We start from the raw sequence: 19,718 nt of genomic DNA, 5'->3' as shown, positions 1-19,718 counted from the left end.
CAACACTCCCCAGAAATCAAATTAGAAGGATTCGCATTTATATGACTTGCCTCTACTAGACGAGCAAGGCGCGGGAAAATTTAGCCGCCAACAAAAAATTCTTTGGCGGCTCCCACTTCAGCTTCCCAGCAAGGCCACCAGCTCCTGGAGAACCTGCGGATGACGGACGATGCCCTGGTGATCGGTGTCGATCAGGCGATGACTAGCCGCCCTGCCCTGCACCTGTTCCAGGCCACTCTCCAGCAAGGCCGCGCGACCGCCTGGCTGCGCCGCCCACCAGCAATGTGGGCGCACCCTGACCTTGGGCAGCGCGTAGCCGGCGCACAGGCGGCGCATATGCTGCTCCACCGCCCAGGCGAACAGCAGCTCTTCCAGGCTTTGGCGGGTCATGCCGTCCAGCGGTTGGCCAGCGAACCAGCTGCTGCAGGCCTGCGGCCAGTCCAGCGGTTCGAGTTGCAGCACTTGTTCGAATAGCCTGTCCCAGGCTTTGCCCGGCAGCTCGGGAGCCAGCAGTTGCAGGTGCTCGACCAGCTTGGCTCGCGCCTGTGGATGACGGGCGTCGTCGCCGGCGATCTCGGTGCCTGGCACGTAGCAGTCGAGCAGGCCGAGCAAGGCCACTTCTTCGCCGCGTGCCTCCAGGCGCGCCGCCAGCTCCAGCGCCAGGCTGCCGCCCAGCGACCAGCCGACCAGCCGGTACGGCCCCTGCGGTTGCTGCTTGAGCAGTGCGGCCAGATAGGCGTCGGCCATCTCGCCCAGCGAGGCATCGCGCCAGCTCGGGTCGAGGAAGCTGCGGCACTGCAGGCCGAAGACGTCGTGCACGCCGTCCAGACGCGCCGCCAGCGGTTGGTAGCCGGTGACCCGGCCGGTGACCGGATGCGGACAGAACACCGGAGATGCGCCGGCCTCCTGGCGGGTCAGACGCAGCAACGGCGACGGGCCCTGCACGGCCTGGCCGCGGGCCAGCTCCAGCAGGCCGAGCAGCTCGCGGCGATAGTCCGCCGCCAGGGCCTCGATGGTCTCGGCGCGGTACTGGTTGGCCGCGTACTCCCAGGACAGCTGCAACTGGCCGTCGAACACCTGGCCATTGACCGCCAGACGCGCGGCCAGCGGGTTGTTCGCCGCCACTGCCGCGCCACCACCGGCCGCCGGGCGGAACCAGTCCGCCGCCGCGCCGGCCTGGTACTGGCCGAGGTAGTTGAAGATCACTTCGGCACTCGGTACGGCGGCAAGTGCCGCCTGCGCCGCGGCCGAGCCCAGCCAGCGCAGCACGCCGTAACCCTGACCGCCATGTTCGACCTGCTGCAGGCGTTGCTGAACCTGTTGCAGCTGCTCGGCTGCCGCGTCGAGCCGCGGCAGCTGCAACGGATACAGGCTGGTGAACCAGCCGACCGTGCGCGACAGATCCAGTTCGCCGGCCAACGCCTCGCGGCCGTGGCCTTCGAGGTTGACCCGCAGCCCCGGCTGGCCGCTCCAGCGGCACAGGGCACGGGTCAGCGCGGTGAGCAGCAAGGCGTCGATACGCACGCCGAGCTGCGCCGGCGCCTGCAGCAGACGCTTGGTGTCGGCGGCATCCAGGGCCAGGCGTACTTGGCGCTTGTCGCCATGGCTGGCGCTATTGGCTTCGAGTTCGCGCGGCAGGGCCAGTGTCGGGCCGTTCAGGCGGCTGCACCAGGCGTCCAGCTCGACCTGCGCCGCTGCACTGCTCGCCCAGCTCTGCAGGGCCTCGCTCCAGCTTTTGTAGGACTGGCCCTTGCCCGGCAGGCGCACGGCCTGGCCGGCTTCCAGCTGGCGATAAGCAGCGAGGATATCTTCCAGCAGGACGCGCCAGGACACGCCGTCCACCACCAGGTGATGCACGGCCAGCAGCAGGCGGTCGGCCTGGCCGGTCTGCTTCAGATGAAGCGCGCGCAGCACGGGGCCGGCGGCCAGGTCGAGGCTCTGCTGGACCTGCTGGCAGAACTCTTCGGCCTCGGCAGCACTGCCGGCTTCACGCAGCCATAGCAGCGGCTGCCCGGCATCCACTTCGGCGTAGCGCTGGCGCCAGACGCCCTGCTCCTGACTGAAACGCAGGCGCAGGCCATCGTGATGGGCCACCAGCGCCTGCAGCGCCTGCTCCAGCAACTCTGGATCGAGCGGACGCAGCAGCTCCAGATTGAGCGCCTGGTTCCAGTGCGCTGGGTTGGCCTGGCCCATGGCGAAGAAATGCGCCTGGATCGGCGTCAGCGGCAACTCGCCGGTTACAGGCTCTTGCACTTCCTCCGCTCCGGCCAGCCGCGCAACCTTGGCCAGTTCGGCCAGGCGCGGGAACTGGAACAGCTCGCGCGGCGCCAATTGCAGCCCCTGCTGACGGATACGGCTGACCACCTGCAGCGCGACGATGGAGTCGCCGCCCAGTTCGAAGAAGTGATCCTGGCGCCCTACTCGCTCCACGCCCAGCACTTCGGCCCAGATCGCGGCGAGGATGCGTTCATTGTCGGTCTGCGGCGCTTCGTAGGACTGGCTCTGCCAGGTCGGCTCCGGCAGCGCGGCGCGGTCCAGCTTGCCGGCCGGGGTCAGCGGCAGTTTTTCCAGGGCGATGATCTGCGCGGGCACCATATAGTCCGGCAGCACTTGAGCCAGCTTGCTGCGCAGGGCATTGGCATCGGTGTTTTCGCGAGCGACGACATAACCAACCAGCTGCTTGCCGGTCGGCGTCTCACGAGCGATTACCGCCGCTTCCTGCACGCCATCCAGGGCCAGCAACTGGCTCTCAATCTCGCCCAGTTCGATACGGAAGCCGTGAATCTTCACCTGATGGTCGACGCGGCCCAGGTAATCCAGGGTGCCGTCTTCACGCCAGCGCACCAGGTCACCGGTGCGGTACATGCGCTCGCCGGCGGCGCCGAATGGATCGGGCAGGAAGCGCTCGGCCGTCAGCTGCGGGCGCTGGAAATAGCCACGGGCCAGACCCACTTCGCCACCGATATACAGCTCGCCAGCCACACCGATGGGCAGCAGGTTCAGCTCGGCATCCAGCACATAGAGGCTGCGCGGGCCAACCGGATTGCCGATGGGGGCGTAGGCGGCTTCGAAACTGTCGCCCGGATAGGCTTCCCAGATCAGCGGGGTTACCACAGTCTCGGTCGGACCGTAGCCATTGATGATCCGCTGGGGATGCAGCACTTTCTGCAGGCGCTCATAGGTCTCGCGGGTAAAGGCCTCACCGCCCAGGGTCCAGGAACGCACTGGCAACTTCAGCCCCTGCGACTCCACCCAGTCCAGCAGCTGCTGGGCATAGCTCGGCGGCAGGCAGGAGATGGTCACGCCTTCATCGGCGATGACCTGGCAGGTTTTCTCCGCGCTCCAGAGCTCCTGGTCGCGAATAACCAGGCGGCTGCCGAAGGCCAGCGGTACGGTCCAGCGCTCCAGGGCGCCGTCGAAGCTGATCGAAGCGAAGTGCAGTTCCACATCGTCCGGTGTCATCCCGTAGCGCTGGCCAATGGTCTGCACATGCATGGTCAGGCCAAGGTGGTTCACCGCCACGCCCTTGGGCTGGCCGGTGGAGCCGGAGGTGTAGATCAGGTAGGCCAGATTGAGCGGATGCAGCTGTACCGCTGGCGGCGAAGCTTCAAAGGCGCTCAGATCCAGCTGATCCAGATATAGCGGCTCGACGCCCTCGCCCAACGGCAGGCGCTCGGCCAGATCGGACGAAGTGATCAGCCACTTCAGCCCCGAGTCTTCGACCATGTAGCTCAGACGTTCGCGCGGATAATCCGGATCGAGCGGGACAAAGGCGCCACCGGACTTCAGCACCGCCAGCATGGCCACGATCATCGCGTTGCCACGCTCCAGCGAGACGCCGACACGCGACTCCGGCTGCACGCCGTGCGCCACCAGCAGATGGGCCAGTTGGTTCGCGCGTGCCTCCAGTTCGGCGAAAGAAATCCGCTCGCTTCTATGTACCAGGGCGATGGCCTCGAGACGCAGACGCGCCTGCTCGGCAATCAACTCGGGCAACAGTCGCGAAGCATCGAAACTCTGCTGTGGGGTATTCCATTCGGCCAGGCGTGCCTGGTCGTCGGTATCCAGCAGTTGCAGACGCACCAGGGGCTGATCCGGCGCAGCGCTGATCTGTTCCAGCAGGCCCAGCAGGTGCACGGTCATCTGTTGCATCTGCGCATCATCGAGGCGCTCGCGGGCCCAGGTCAGGGTCAGGCGCAGCTGGCCGGCGCTTTCCTCCAGGCTATCCAGGGCCAGGTCGAACAAGGCATGGGGCACGCCCTGGGCCAGCGGCTCCAGGCGCAGGCCGGGCAGCTGCAGGGCGCCGAGGTCGCGTTTCTGGTGATTGAACAGCACCTGGAACAGCGGTGTCTGGCCCAGGCTGCGCTCGGGGGCGAGAGCCTCCACCAGTTGATCGAACGGCAGATCCTGCTGATCCTGGGCATCCAGGGCATGACGGCGCACTTCGGCCAGCAGCTGGCGGAAGCTCATGCCGGCGTCGAATTCGGCGCGCAACACCTGGGTGTTGACGAAGAAGCCCACCAGCGGCGCGGTTTCGGCGCGCTGGCGGTTGGCTACCGGCACGCCGACGCGAATATCGCGCTGGTTGCTGTAGCGCGCCAGCAGCAGCTGGAAGGCCGCCAGCAAGAGCATGAACAGGGTCGCGCCCTCGCCCTGAGCCAGCTGGCGCAGGCGCTCGGCCAGGGCCTGTGGCACCTCGATGGCCTGGCGTGCGGCATGTCGCTGGCCGCTGGCGTCCAGCTTGTAGGGCAAGGCCAATACCGGCTGCTCGCTACCCAGGCGTTCGCGCCAGTAGCCGAGCTGGCGCTCGCGCTCGCCGGCCTCCAGCCAGGCGCGCTGCCACTGGGCGTAGTCGGCATACTGGATCGGCAGCTCGGCCAGCTGCGGCGTCTGGCCCAGGCGCAGTGCGGCATAGGCGCGGCCCAACTCCTCGGCAAATACGCCGATGGACCAGCCATCGGAGACGATGTGGTGGCAGACGATCTGCAGGCGCCATTGCTGTTCGTCCAGGCGCAGCAGCTGCACGCGCAGCAGCGGCCCCTGGGCCAGGTCGAAGGCGCGCGCCGCATGGGCATCGGCCAGGGTCTGTACCTGCTCCGGCGCGCCGCGCAAGTCGCGCTCCTCCAGGGCCAGCGGGCCCGGTGGATCGATGCGCTGGCACAGCTGGCCGGCGTGTTCGTAGAAACGCGTGCGCAGCGCTTCATGGCGCTCGACGATCAGCCCCAGCGCGGCCAACAGCGCATGGCGATCCAGCTCGCCCTCCAGGGCGAAGGCGCCGACCATATGGTAGGCGCTGCTGTCCGGCTCCATCTGCGCCACCAGCCACAGGCGCTGCTGGGCATGCGAGGCAGCCAGGTGCTCGCCACGCGGCGCCGGTACCAGCGGCAGGCGGTCGAAGCGGATGCCCTTGGTCGCCAGCAGCTCGAGGAAGCGCTTCTGCTCGGGAGCGCCGAGGGCGAGGAAACGGCGCGCCAGGGCGGCCTTGTCGATGGGCGCGGTCACAGGGCCTCCAGTTCGTCGAGCAGCGCGGCCATGTCGCGCAGGTCTTGGTCTTCTTCCTCGGCGGCGGCCGGAGCCTGGCCATCGAGGGCGGCGGCCAGGGCCGCCAGGTCTTGCGCTTCGAAGAAGGCGCGTAGCGGCAGCTCCAGGCCCAGGCGCTGGCGCAACAGGGCCACGGCCTGGGTGGCCAGCAGCGAGTGGCCGCCAAGTTCGAAGAAGTTGTCGTCGAGGCCGACCTGGGCCACCTCCAGCACTTCCTGCCAGATGCCAGCCAGGGTGATTTCCAGCACGGACTGCGGCGCCCGGTAGCTGCGTGCCTGCCATACCGGCTCGGGCAGCGCGCGGCGCTCCAGCTTGCCGTTGGGTGAAAGCGGCATACGGTCGAGGCGCATCAGGATCGACGGTACCATGTGCTCAGGCAGCTCAGCCTTGAGCGCGACCTTGATGCCAGCCAGCCAGGCGGACTCATCCGCCGGCAGCGGGTCAGCCACCAGATAACCGACCAGCTGCTTGCCGATCTGGCTGTCGCGGGCCACCACCACGGCCTCGGCGACACCCAGCTGGGCGCCGAGCTGGGCTTCGATCTCGCCCAGTTCGACGCGGAAGCCACGAATCTTCACCTGATGGTCGATACGGCCCAGGTAGTCGATGGCGCCATCGGCACGCCAGCGCACCAGGTCGCCGGTACGGTACATGCGCCCACCCTCGCTACTGAACGGATCAGGCAGGAAGCGCTCGGCGGTCAGTTCCGGACGTCGGTGGTAGCCGCGCGCCAGGCCGATGCCGGCGATATACAGCTCGCCGGGCACGCCCTGCGGTACCGGGTTGAGCTGGGCATCGAGGATATGCAGACGCAGGTTGGCGATCGGTCGACCGATCGGCACGGCGTGGCGGCCCTCCTCCACGCAGGTCCAGTGGCTGACGTCGATGGCCGCCTCGGTCGGGCCGTACAGGTTGTACAGGGAAGCGCCCGGCAGACGCTGGAAGGTGCGCACCTGCAGCTCCGCCGGCAGTGCTTCACCGCTGCAGATAACGCGGGTCAGGCTCTGGCACTGCTCCACATCCGGATGCAGCAGGAACGCCTGCAGCATGGACGGCACGAAGTGCAGCGTGCTGACCTTGTGGCGTTGGATCAACTCCACCAGCTTCTGCGGATCGCGGTGGTCGCCCGGCGCGGCCACGGCCAGGCAGGCGCCGGTGATCAGCGGCCAGAAGAACTCCCACACCGAGACGTCGAAGCTGAACGGGGTCTTCTGCAGCACCACGTCGCCAGCGCCGATCTGATAGGCGTCCTGCATCCACAGAATGCGGTTGGCCAGGGCCTCGTGGCTGTTGCCGGCGCCCTTGGGCTTGCCGGTGGAGCCGGAGGTGTAGATGACGTAGGCCAGGTCGTTGCCCTGCAGCTCGACCCGCGGCGGCTCAGCGCTCTCGGCGCTGCAGTCCTCACGATCCAGACCCAGAGCCTTGAGGCCGGCCGGCAGCGGCAGGCGCTCGACCAGCGCGCTGTGTGACAGCAGCAGGTCGACCCCGGAATCCTCCAGCAGATAGGCCAGGCGCTCCAGCGGATATTCCGGGTCGAGCGGCACGTAAGCACCGCCGGCGCGGACGATGGCGTGCAGGCCGATCACCAGCTCCAGCGAGCGCTCCAGGCTGATACCGACCAGGCTGCCACGCTGCACCCCGAGGCTGCGCAGGCGATTGGCCAGGCGGTTGATCCGCGTCTCCAGCTCGGCGTAGCTCAGGGTCTGCTCGCCGAACACCAGGGCCGGCGCCTGCGGCGTGCGCGCCGCCTGCTGGCTGATGCCTTCGCTCATGTTGACCAGCGGGCCGTAGTCCTGGGTTGTGTCGTTCCAGGCGGCGAGTTGGGCCTGCTCGTCTTCTTCCAGCAACGGCAGCAGGCCGATGGGCTGGCTCGGATCGGCGCAGATACCTTCCAGCAGACGCACGAAGTGCCGGGCCAGGCGGGCAATGGTGCGCGCCTCGAACAGCTCGGCGGCATAGCTGACGAAGCCGCTGAGAGTGCCGTCGGCGGCTTCCTCGGTATCCATCGCCAGGTCGAACTGGGCACCGGCGGCGCCCGGGTCATGCGGCTGCACGCGCAGGCCCGGCAGGTTGCCGAGTGCGCTGAAGTCCACCTGCTGGTGGTTGAACGCCACCTGGAACAGCGGATGGTGACTCAGGCTGCGCGTCGGTTGCAGCGCTTCCACCAGTTGGTCGAACGGCAGCTCCTGGTTGGCCAGGGCATCGCGGCTGGCCTGGGCCAGCTCGCCGAGCAGCTCGCGGAAGGGTTTCAGCCCAGCCGGCTCACCGCGCAGCACCAGGGTGTTGATGAAGCAACCGAGCACGCCGTCCATTTCCGCCAGGCTGCGCCCGGCCACCGGCACGCCGACACGGATATCTTCCTGGCCGCTGTAGCGGTGCAGCAAGGTCTGCCAGGCCGCCAGCAGCAGGCTGAACAGGGTGCTGCCCTCGCGCTGGGCCAAAGCACGCAATTGCGCGGTCAGCGCCGAAGACAGCTCGAAACGCCAGCGCAGACTCTGGCGGCTGCCATGGGCCGGGCGCGGATGGTCGGTCGGCAGTTCCAGCAGCGACTGGTGTTCGCCCAGGCGCGCCTTCCAGTAGTCCAGTTGGCGCGTGGCCTCGCTGGATTTCAGCCAGTCGCGCTGCCACTGGGCGTAGTCGGCGTACTGCAGCGGCAAGGCGGCGAACTGCGCGGTGCGGCCCTCGGCGAACGCCGCATAGGCGGAGGAGAACTCACCGATAAAGCGCTGCATCGACCAGCCATCGGAGACGATGTGGTGCTGGATCAGCAGCAGGCGGTACTCCTGGTCGCCCAGGCGCAGCACGGCAACCCGCAGCAGCGGTTCGCTGGCCAGGTTGAACGGGCGCTTGAGCAGCTTCTGTGCGTAATCGCGGGCCTCGGCCTCACGCTCGTTGGCGGCCAGCTCGCGCAGGTCGACCCAGTCGATACGCTGGCCCTGGGCCGGCAGGATGCGCTGGCGCGCTTCGCCGTTCACTTCGACGAAACGGGTACGCAGCGCCTCGTGGCGCGCCTCCAACTGGTCGAAGGCGGCCTGCAGCGCCTGGCGATCCAGGCGGCCCTGCAGATCGAGGCCGGCCGGCATATGGTAAGCACCGTTGCTCGGATCCAGCCGGTTGAGGAACCACAGGCGCTGCTGGGCGTGCGACAGCGGCAGATCACCGCCGCGTGGCAGCGCACGCAGCACCGGCGCATCGGCGGATTCGCGCTGCAGGGCGGCGGCGCAATCGGCCAGGCGGCTCTGCTCGAACAGCGCCTTGAGCGGCAGCTGCAGGCCTTGCTGGCGGATGCGGCTGACCACCTTGAGCGCGACGATGGAGTCGCCACCCAGTTCGAAGAAATGATCCTGGCGCCCTACTCGTTCTACATCCAGTACCTCGGCCCAGATGGCGGCGAGGATGCGCTCGTTGTCGGTCTGCGGGGTTTCGTAGCTCTGGCTTTGCCAGGTGGGCTCCGGCAGTGCGGCACGGTCCAGCTTGCCAGCCGGAGTCAGCGGCAGTTTGTCCAGGGCGATGATCTGCGCGGGCACCATATAGTCCGGCAGCACTTTGGCCAGCTCGCTGCGCAGGGCATTGGCATCGGTGTTGTCGCGGGCGACGACATAACCGACCAGCTGTTTGCCGCTCGGGGTCTCACGGGCGATCACCGCCGCTTCCTGCACACCGTCGAGTGCCAGCAACTGGCTCTCGATCTCGCCCAGTTCGATTCGGAAACCACGGATCTTCACCTGATGGTCGACGCGCCCCAGGTAATCCAGGGTGCCGTCTTCACGCCAGCGCACCAGGTCGCCGGTGCGGTACATGCGCTCGCCGGCCGTACCGAACGGATCGGGCAGGAAGCGCTCGGCCGTCAGCTCCGGACGCTGGAAGTAGCCACGGGCCAAGCCGACTTCGCCACCGATATACAGCTCACCGGCCACGCCGATGGGTAGCAGGTTGAGCTCGGCATCCAGCACATACAGACCGCGCGGCCCTACCGGATTGCCGATGGGGGCATAGGCTGCTTCAAACGAATCACCCGGATAGGCTTCCCAGATCAGCGGGGTCACCACGGTCTCGGTCGGGCCGTAACCGTTGATGATGCGTTGCGGCTGCAGGACTTTCTGCAGGCGCTCATAGGTCTCGCGGGTAAAGGCTTCGCCGCCCAGGGTCCAGGAACGCACCGGCAGTTTCAGCCCTTGCGACTCGACCCAGTCCAGCAGTTGCTGGGCATAGCTGGGCGGCAGGCAGGAAATGGTCACGCCTTCATCGGCGATCACCTGGCAGGTCTTCTCGGCGCTCCACAGTTCCTGATCACGAATCACCAGGCGGCTACCGAAGGCCAGCGGCACCGTCCAGCGCTCCAAAGCGCCGTCGAAGCTGATGGAGGCGAAGTGCAATTCCACATCGTCCGGGGTCATGCCGTAGCGCTGACCGATGGTCTGCACATGCATGGTCAGACCGAGGTGGTTGACCGCCACGCCCTTGGGCTGGCCGGTGGAGCCGGAGGTGTAGATCAGATAGGCCAGATTCAGCGGATGCAGCTGCACTGCCGGCGCCTCAGCGTCGAAGGCAGACAGATCCAGCTGATCCAGATACAGCGGTTCGACACCCTCGCCCAGCGGCAAACGCTCGGCCAGATCGGACGACGTGATCAGCCACTTCAGCCCCGAGTCATCGACCATATAGCTGAGGCGTTCGCGCGGATAATCCGGATCGAGCGGAACAAAGGCGCCGCCGGACTTCAGCACCGCCAGCATGGCCACGATCATGGCGTTGCCGCGCTCCAGCGAGACGCCAACGTGCGACTCCGGCTGCACACCGTGGGCCACCAGCAGATTGGCCAGGCGATTGGATCGGGCTTCCAGCTCGGCGAAGGCAATCCGCTCGCCGCCATGTACCAGGGCGATAGAATCTGGGCGCAGACGCGCCTGCTCGGCGATCAGCTCCGGCAACAGACGCCCAGCGTCGAAGTCTTGGCGAGGCTTGTTCCACTCGTCCAGCAGGAGCTGCTCGGCCTCACCAACCAGCGCCAGGCTACCCAACGGCTGGGCCGGGTCGCCGCACACCAGTTGCAGGGCCTGGCGCAGCAGCGCCTCGACCTGGGCGATGCCGTGGGCATCGAAATGCGCGCGGTCGTAGGCCAGCAGCAGCTCAAGGCGGCTGCCCGGCAGCACGGCCAGGGTCATCGGGTAATGGGTGAACTCATGGCTCTGCGGCATACCCAGACGCAGCTCGCCGCGCTCGGCCTGCTTGAGCGCATCGCCCAGCGGGTAGTTCTCGAACACCAGCAGGCTGTCGAACAGCGCCTCGCCGGCACTGCCGAGCCAGCGCTGGATATCGTGCAGCGGGCTGTGTTCGTGTTCGCGCAGCTGCAGGTTCTGCACCTGCAGCGCAGCCAGCCAATCGCCCAGCGGCTGCTCGGCCGGCAGTTGCACGGCGACAGGAAGACTGTTGATAAACAGGCCGAGCATCTGCTCGCTGCCGGCAAGCTCGGTCGGGCGACCAGCCACGGTGGCGCCGAAGCACAGGCTGCGCTTGCCGGTCAGGCGCGCCAGCAGCAAGGCCCAGGCGGCCTGCACCAGGGTGTTGAGGGTCAGGCCGTGGCGCTGGGCGAAGCCGCGAATCTGTTGTTCGGTAGCGCTGTCCAGCGGCAGCGGATGACGGGCATGGCCCTGCTCCGGTGCGCGGCACGGCAGGCTGCCGGCGATGCGGGTGGCGCCGTCCAGCGGGGCCAGTTGTTCACGCCAGAAGGCTTGCTCGGTCGCCGCATTCTGGCCGTCGAGCCAGCCGATGTAGTCGCGGAACTGGCCGCCCGGAGCGGGCAGGCGGTCGCCGTGGTAGAGGGCCAGCACATCGGCGAACAGCAGGCCGTTGCTCCAGCCGTCCAGCAGCAGGTGGTGCAGGGTCCAGACCAGCACGAAGTCGCCGGCGCCGCGCTGGATCAATGCCAGGCGTAGCAGCGGTGCCTGGTCGAGGGCAAAGCCCCGCTCGCGCTCGGCGCTGCAGAAGGCCTGTAGCTGCGCATCGAAATCGGCGACGCCGCGCCAGTCGAGATCCTGCCAGTCCAGCTCGACTTCGGCCTGCACCAGTTGCAGCGGGCGTTCGCTGAGCAGGAAGCGGCTACGTAGCATGCCATGACGCGCCAGCACCTGACGCCAGGCGCTCTGCAGACGAGCCGGATCGAGACCGGTGAACGGCAGCAGCAACTGGCTGACGTAGCTGCCGGCGCCTTCCAGCTGGCTGTGGAACAGCAGGCCCTGCTGCAGCGGCGACAGCGGGTGGATATCTTCCACGCCGGGCAGTGCATCCAGCTCGGCCTGGCTCAGGCCGGCCAGCGGTACGTCGCTGGGGGTCAGGCTGGCCGGGGTCTTCTGGCAGTGCTGGGCGATGGCGCGCAGTTCGTCCTGTAGGCGGGCCAGCAGACCTTCCAGGGTCGGCCGCGCCAGTTGCTGCGGGTTGAAGTCCAGGTGCAGATGCAGGGCGCCGCCACGCTGCTCGGCGTTGATCACCAGCGGCGCGTCCAGCGGCGCATCGGCTTCGCGCCACAGGCCGCCTTCGCGCAGGCGCAGGCCATTGCCACCCTCGTCGAACTGGCCGAGGTAGTTGAACAGCAGCTGCGGCGCACGCTCGCTCAGTTGCTCACGCTGGCACAGCAGGCCGTAGCCGAGGCCCAGATCGGGCACTGCGCGCAGTTGCTCCTTGATCGCCTTGAGGCTGGCAGCCAGCTCGGCTTCGGGTTGCAGGCGCACGGGATAGAGGCTGGTGAACCAGCCGACGCTGCGCGACAGGTCGATATCGTCGAACAGCGGCGCGCGGCCATGGCTCTCCAGGTGCACGGTCAGCGTTGGTTGCTCGCTCCAGCTGCACAGCACGCGGCTGAGGGCGGTCAGCAGCAGTTCGTCGGCGCGCAGGCGATAGGCCTGCTGGCCGGCCTGCAGCAGGTCGCGGGTAAAGCCGGCGTCCAGGCTCAGCTCCAGGCGCTGGCGAGTGCCCTCGCTACCGGCCTCGCTACTCAGCAGCGGCAGTTCGCCGCCGGCGGCCTGCTGGGCCTGCCAGTACGGCAGTTGCGCGCCCACGTTCCAGCCGGCCAGGCGCTCGCCCCAGGTTTTGAAGGCGCTGGTCTTGCTCGGCAGTTGTACCGCCAGGCCGCTGGCCAGTTGCAGGCAGGCGCGTTGCAGATCTTCCAGCAGCACGCGCCAGGACACGCCATCGACCACCAGGTGATGGATGCTCAGCAGCAGGCGATCGGACTGACCGGCCTGTTTCAGATAGAGACCGCGCAACTGCGGGCCGTTGGCCGGATCGAGGCTACGCTGCAGGGCGTCGTAGTGCGGCTGCGGGTCTTCGCCGGCGGCCAGTTCGATCTGTTGCAGCAAGCCGCTCTCTTCCACCGCGGCATGTAGCTGCTGCCACTGACCATCGACCTGGCTGTAACGCAGGCGCAGGGCATCATGATGTTTGCTCAGCGCTTGTAGCGCCTGCTCCAGCTGGGCGGCCGGCAGCGGCTCGGCCAGCTCTAGCAGCAGGTACTGGTTGCACGGGGCCAGGCCCTCGCACTGCAGCAGGCGCGCCTGGATCGGCAGCAGCGGTGCTGAGCCGGTCACCGGGCCCTGATCGGCCAGCGGTGCCGCGACGCTGCGGGCAACGCCGGCCAGCTGAGTCAGGGTCTGTTGCTGGAACAGATCCTTGGGCGTCAGACCCAAGCCTTGCTGACGGGCACGACTGACTACCTGCAGCGCGACGATGGAGTCGCCGCCCAGCTCGAAGAAGTGATCCTGGCGCCCTACCCGTTCCACACCGAGCACTTCGGCCCAGATGGCGGCGAGGATGCGCTCGTTGTCGGTCTGCGGCGCTTCGTAGCTCTGGCTTTGCCAGGTCGGTTCCGGCAGCGCGACGCGGTCCAGCTTGCCGGCCGGGGTCAGCGGCAGCTTGTCCAGGGCGATGATCTGCGCGGGCACCATATAGTCCGGCAGCACCTTGGCCAGCTCGGCGCGCAGTGCATTGGCGCTGGTGTTGTCGCGGGCGACGACATAACCGACCAGCTGCTTGCCGCTCGGTGTCTCGCGAGCGATTACCGCCGATTCCTGCACGCCTTCCAGAGCCAGCAACTGGCTCTCGATCTCGCCCAGTTCGATACGGAAACCGCGGATCTTCACCTGATGGTCGACGCGGCCCAGGTAATCCAGGGTGCCGTCTTCACGCCAGCGCACCAGGTCGCCGGTGCGGTACATGCGTTCGCCGGCGGTGCCGAACGGATCAGGCAGGAAGCGCTCGGCGGTCAGTTCCGGGCGTTGGAAGTAGCCACGGGCCAGGCCCACTTCACCGCCGATATACAGTTCGCCGGCCACGCCAATGGGCAGCAGGTTCAGTTCGGCATCCAGCACATACAAGCTGCGCGGGCCGACCGGATTGCCGATCGGGGCGTAGGCGGCCTCGAAGGAATCGCCCGGATAGGCTTCCCAGATCAGCGGGGTCACCACCGTCTCGGTCGGGCCGTAGCCGTTGATAATGCGCTGCGGCTGCAGGACTTTCTGCAGGCGCTCATAGGTCTCGCGGGTAAAGGCTTCGCCACCCAGAGTCCAGGAACGGACCGGCAGTTTCAGACCCTGCGACTCCACCCAGTCCAGCAACTGCTGGGCATAGCTGGGAGGCAGGCAGGAGATGGTCACGCCTTCGTCGGCGATCACCTGGCAGGTCTTCTCGGCGCTCCACAGCTCCTGATCGCGGATCACCAGGCGACTGCCGAAGGCCAGCGGCACGGTCCAGCGTTCCAGGGCGCCGTCGAAGCTGATCGAAGCGAAGTGCAGTTCCACGTCGTCGGGCGTCATGCTGTAGCGCTGACCGATGGTCTGCACATGCATGGTCAAACCGAGGTGGTTGACCGCCACGCCTTTCGGCTGGCCAGTGGAGCCGGAGGTATAGATCAGGTAAGCCAGATTCAGCGGATGCAACCGCACAGCAGGAGCCGAAGCCCCGAAAACGCTCAGCTCGAGCTGATCCAGATACAGCGGGTCGACGCCTTCGCCCAGCGGCAGGCGCTCGGCCAGATCGGACGAGGTGATCAGCCACTGCAGGCCCGAATCCTCGACCATGTAGCTCAGGCGTTCGCGCGGATAGTCCGGATCGAGCGGCACGAAAGTCCCACCTGACTTCAGCACCGCCAGCATGGCCACGATCATCGCGTTGCCACGTTCCAGCGACACGCCAACGCGGTATTCCGGGCGCACTCCTTTAGCAATCAGCAGATGGGCCAGGCGATTGGCGCGTGCCTCCATTTCGGAGAACGAAATACGCTCTACAGCATGCACCAAGGCGATGGCCTCAGGACGCAGACGCGCCTGCTCGGCGATCAGCTCGGGCAACGAACGCGAAGCATCGAAACTCTGCCGCGGGGTATTCCACTCATTCAGTCGGGCCAGCTCAGGAGCCGTCACCAACGCCACCTCGGCCAGCGCCGCCTGGGGCTGACTGGCGAAGCCATCGAGCACCTCGAGGAAACCGGCGATCAGGCGCTCGATGCTGCTCTCGGCGAACAGATCGGCGGCATAGGCGAAGTTGATCAGCAGCTCGTTGCCACGGTCGCGCACGGCGTCCAGGGCCAGGTCGAAGGGAATCTGGCTGGACGGTAGCTCTGCCAGCTGGGTCTCGATACCCGGCAGCCAGTTGGCCGCCAGCGGATGCTGGCGGCGGTAGTTGAAAGCCACCTGGAACAGCGGCTGCTGGCCCAGGCTGCGGCTCGGGGCCAGCTCTTCCACCAGACGCTCGAAGGGCATTTCCTGGTTGGCCTGGGCCTGTTTGAGGCCAGTGCGGGCCTGCTCCAGCCACTCGGTGACCGACAGCTCGGGGCGCGGCTCGGCCTTGAGCACCACGGTGTTGACGAAGAATCCGACCAGGCGCTCGAAGCCCTTGGCGCGGCCGGCCACCGGTACGCCGATGCGCACTTCGCGCTGGCCGGACAGACGCGCCAGCTGCAGCTGCAGAGCCGCCAGCAGCACGGTGAACAGGGTCGCGCCATTGGCCTTGGCCAGGTCGCTAAGGCGCGCCACCAGCGCCGGCTCCACCTGCAGGGAGCGGTAAGCGGCGCGACGTGCGGCCTGGGCGTTGTGCGGATAATCCGGAGTCAGACTCAGCGGCGGCTGCTCACCGCCCAGACGCTCGCGCCAGAAGGTCATCTGCTGGGCGCCAGCCTCGCTGTCCAGCCACTCGCGCTGGCCGACGGCATACTCGCTGTATTGCAGAGGCTGCGGGGGCATGAATGGCTGGCGGTTCTGCTGGCGGGCGCGATAGAACTCGGCGATCTCTTCCACCAACACGCGCACCGACCAGGCGTCGGAGATGATGTGGTGCATGCCCACGGCCAGGGCGTGGCTGTTCTCGCCCAGGCGATACAGGGCGCAGCGCACCAGCGGGCCGCGGGTCAGGTCGTAGTCGGCCTCGATGAAATCGCGAGCCAGGGATTCGACCTGCTCGGCGCCGCCCTCCAGTTCGATGATTTCCAGCGGTATGCAGCCGGTCGGCAACACCGCCTGCTGGGCCAGGCCGTCATGCTCGCGGAACACCGTGCGCAGCGCCGCGTGGCGCGAATACACCTGATCCAGGCCGTGGCGCAGGCTGTCCATGTCCAGCTGACCGTCGAAACGCAGCACGCCGCCGATGTTATAAGCGGTGCTGCCGCTTTCCAGGCGACTGAAGAACCACAGCCGCTGCTGGGCGAAGGACAGCGGCGCCCATTCCAGGGCAATGTTCGACGGGACTTGCGCGTTCATCACAGCACCTCGCAAAAGAGTGGCCTAGGCGCCCAGGGGCATACCGGCCGCCTCGCGCCGCAGCAGGCGCGTGGCATGGAATTCGATCAGGGACAGCAGTTCGTCTTCCTGGGGGCGCAGGTAGGCGTGATCGCCATCCAGCCATTCCAGAGTGAAGGGGCCGCGGGTCTCGCGGCGCCAGGCGCGCAGGTCGTCCTCGCTCAGGCAGTCGCGGCGCGCGCCGAGTACATGCACGGCGCAGGGCAAGGGCGCGCGGCGCTGGTAGCGGTAGCTTTCGGCCAGGGCGAAGTCGCTGCGCAGCACCGGCAACAGTTCGCGGCGGAACAGCGGGTCGGCCAGCAGCTCGCGTGGCAGGCGAGCGAAGCCGTCGAGGCCGGAGAACAGTTCGCCGTCGCTGCGCGTGGTCATGCGTGGCGCCTGCAGGCGCCGGGACGGAGCGCCGGAGGCCGAGGCGAACAGCGCCAGCGGTGCTGCCTGGCCATCGGCGATGAGCGTCTGGGCCAGCTCGAAGGCGAGCATGGCGCCCAGGCTATGGCCCCACAGCAGGTACGGACCGCTACACTCGCGCAGCCAAGCCCGCTTGAGGTCGGCCAGCAGCGCTGGCAGATCCTGGCACAGCGGCTCGCCCTCGCGGGCGCCGCGACCTGGCAACTCCAGCGGGCAGACTTCCAGCCAGCGCGGCAGGCGCTTGCGCCAGCGTGCATAAGGCATGGCGCTGGCGCCGGCATGAGCCAGGCAGAACAGCTGCATCAGGCGTCCATGGCCTCGCGCAGGCTGCGCGGGCGCATGTCGGTCCAGACGCTGGCGATATGGGCCAGGCAGGTCGGCTTGTCGCCGCGCACGCCGTCTTCGCGCCAGCCGGCGGGAACGGCCTTGTAGGCCGGCCAGATGGCGTACTGCTGCTCGTCGTTGACCACGACCAGGAAGGTGGTTTGCGGATTATCCAGACTCATGGGGTATCCCTCGTAAAAGGTGGCACGTTTTTAAAGACGCTCGAAGCTGCGAATAATTTTCATTTAATTCGTTTGCACGGACATGACAGTGCCCTGCCCCTGCTACCAGGGGCGAAGAAGACTGCAATCAGGCCGGGATGGAGCCGCCGATTTCCCGAACCGCGTCCTGGGTGGCGCGGTCTCGGGCTTCGCCGGTGAGCTCGGACAGACGACCGCCATCCATCTTCAGCAGGCGGTCGGCCTGGTCGAAGTAGTGGTCGTCGTGGGTGATGGCGAGCACGGTCTTGCCGGCCGCCTTCAGCTGCGGCAGCAGCTCGCGGTAGAACAGGCGGCGGAACAGCGGGTCCTGGTCGGCGGCCCACTCGTCGAGGATCAGGATGTCGCGGTCCTCGAGCATCGCCAGCATCAGCGCCAGACGCTTGCGCTGGCCCTGGGAGAAGCGCGTGTCGGCCAGGCGGCCGGCGGCAAACTTGACCTTGTGGCGCAGGCGCAGGCGATCCAGCCACTGGCCGACCAGCGATTCGTCCACCTCCGCTGCCGCCGGACCGAGCAGGCGGGAGAACAGGTGGAAGTCGGTGTATACGCTGGCGAACAGCTGGCGATAGGACTGCCACTGGTGCGGTTGCACGACGCGACCATCCAAGCGGATTTCGCCGCCAGCCGGGCGATGCAGGCCGGTGAGCAGGCGCGCCAGAGTCGATTTGCCGCTGCCGTTGCCGCCGACCAGAAACACCAGTTCACCACGGCGCAGTTCCAGGTCGATGGGGCCGACATCGAAACCAGCCTCCTCGCCCTCGCCCGGATAACGATACTCGACACCGGCCAGCTGCAGGCTCTGCCACTCGCCGAGGCCAGACACCGCGGCGATATCGCTGGTTTCCGGCGCCAGGTCCAGCGCCTCCAGCTTGTCCAGCGAGATGCGCGCGGCCAGCAGGCTGGGCAGCGCGGCGACAGTGGCGACCATCGGCGCACGCAGGAACAGCACGGTCAGGGCAAAGGTCGCGGCGACTTCGCCTGAGGCCCAGCCCAGGCCGCTGGCGCAGAAGAACACCAGGCCGATGCTGCCCAGCACCATGGCGTTGGCCCAGTTACCGGCCAGGCCGTTGAAGATGTCGGCGCGGGTGACGTTGTCGCGATAGGCGCGGGCGTCGCGGTCGAATTCCTCGTCGTAGAGCATGCGTGCGCGGTCGCGGTTGAGCGCCAGCTCCTTGCGACCGTCGATGATCGCCTGGTAGTCCTGGTAAAGGTGGTCTTCCGCTTCGCGCAGCAGGCGGATGTGGTGGTTGACCTTGCCGACGAAGAACCAGCCCACCAGCAGGGTCAGCCCCAGCCAGCCGGCGGTGATGCCGAACAGCGCCGGCGACAGCCAGGCCAGGTAGCTGAAGGCGGCGATGCTGAGGATCAGGCCGTAGGTCAGCTCCGGCATATAGACGAAGGCGATGGTGATGTTGCGGATGTCGCTGGACAGGCTGGCGAGGATGCGCGCGCCGCCGATCTGCTCCAGGCGCTCGATGTCGGTGTCCAGCACCCGGCGCACCAGGCTGCGGCGCAGGCGATAGACGAAACGATGGCCGAGGGTGTGCAGCGCCACCTGCCCTGCTCCCGAGCTGATCATCAGCAGTGCCAGCAGGCCGAGGAAGCTGAGCAGCGTGGTGGCCAGCTCGCCTTCCAGGCGGATCAGCTTGAGGTTGATGAAGGCGATCACGCCGACGCTGAGCACCGCGCTGCACAGGCTGAGCAGGACGATGCCGGAGAGCGGCAGGCGGTTATCGCGGAACAGCAGCTTGAGCAGTTTCATATCGGGTCCAGAACGGCGAAGGCGTCAGGCCGCCTCGGTATCGAGGCGGCTGCGGCAATGGCTGAGGGCATCGCGCAGAAGGAAATGCACCAGGGTCGGCGAGGCGCTGAGATGGGTGGCCACCTCGCGCTGGCTGTAGCCTTCCAGCTGGCTCATGGTGAACACGGTGCGGGTGCGCTCGGGCAGCTCGCCCAGGGCATGTTGCAGGCGCTGCCACTCCAACTGGCCGATGGCGCGCTGCTCGGGGCCGGACTGCGGCGCCGGCAGCTCGTCGAGCGCATCCTCGTCGGCACTGTAGCGACCTTCCAGGGCCTGGCGACGCAGGCGGTCGATGGACAGGTTGCGCACCATACGGAACAGGTAACGTAGTGGGTCTTCGATGGCGTGGCGGTCGCCGCTCTCCCACAGCTTGAGGAAGGCGTCGTGCACCACATCCTCGGCGCGTGCGCGACAGCCGAGCACGCCCTTGGCGGCGTCTATCAGTACACGCCGATGTGTGGCGTAGAGACTGTCTAGCCCGTTGTTCCTGGTGTCGGAGGCCAAGCTTACCGGTGTGCCGGCGGGCTCCCCCCAACGATGAAACGTTCCCATAGCCCGATCCTCGGCTGCAACGTGCTGCGCATCTTAATGATAATACTTATCAATTCAAGCCTTGAGTCAGTATTTTCCTCAGAAATGCAA

Annotated in this window: 6 protein-coding genes; all 6 read right to left on the bottom strand. The window is 67.3% G+C overall.

The genetic code is table 11. From position 1 onward, the window contains the following. Positions 1 to 117 precede the first annotated feature (117 nt). Entirely contained in the window at positions 118 to 5,502 is a 5,385-nt protein-coding gene (locus tag FFS62_RS12215; protein WP_218569288.1) for a non-ribosomal peptide synthetase, read from the bottom strand. Then, complete coding sequence (locus tag FFS62_RS12210) at positions 5,499 to 16,286, bottom strand: non-ribosomal peptide synthetase (protein WP_137973083.1); 10,788 nt, start codon at positions 16,284 to 16,286, stop codon at positions 5,499 to 5,501. The genes FFS62_RS12215 and FFS62_RS12210 overlap by 4 nt, the downstream gene beginning before the upstream one ends. A gap of 24 nt (positions 16,287 to 16,310) precedes the next feature. Continuing rightward, a complete protein-coding gene (locus FFS62_RS12205) occupies positions 16,311 to 17,036 on the bottom strand; it encodes a thioesterase II family protein (RefSeq protein ID WP_137973082.1) in 726 nt (241 codons plus the stop codon). Continuing rightward, the gene (locus FFS62_RS12200) at positions 17,036 to 17,239 is read right to left on the bottom strand and encodes an MbtH family NRPS accessory protein (RefSeq protein WP_137973081.1); all 204 of its coding nucleotides are present in this window, start codon (positions 17,237 to 17,239) and stop codon (positions 17,036 to 17,038) included. The genes FFS62_RS12205 and FFS62_RS12200 overlap by 1 nt, the downstream gene beginning before the upstream one ends. 127 nt (positions 17,240 to 17,366) lie before the next feature. After that, positions 17,367 to 19,037, bottom strand: coding sequence for a multidrug ABC transporter permease/ATP-binding protein (locus FFS62_RS12195; protein ID WP_137973080.1), 1,671 nt, complete (start codon positions 19,035 to 19,037; stop codon positions 17,367 to 17,369). A gap of 24 nt (positions 19,038 to 19,061) precedes the next feature. Next, positions 19,062 to 19,628: a sigma-70 family RNA polymerase sigma factor gene (locus tag FFS62_RS12190; protein WP_137973079.1), complete on the bottom strand. Its 567-nt coding sequence runs from the start codon at positions 19,626 to 19,628 to the stop codon at positions 19,062 to 19,064. Positions 19,629 to 19,718: the final 90 nt, after the last annotated feature.

Source organism: Pseudomonas sp. F(2018), assembly GCF_005508865.1.
Classification (GTDB): Bacteria; Pseudomonadota; Gammaproteobacteria; order Pseudomonadales; family Pseudomonadaceae; genus Aquipseudomonas.
Note: the sequence above shows the minus strand (reverse complement) of the source record. Positions and strands in the feature narration are given on the sequence as shown.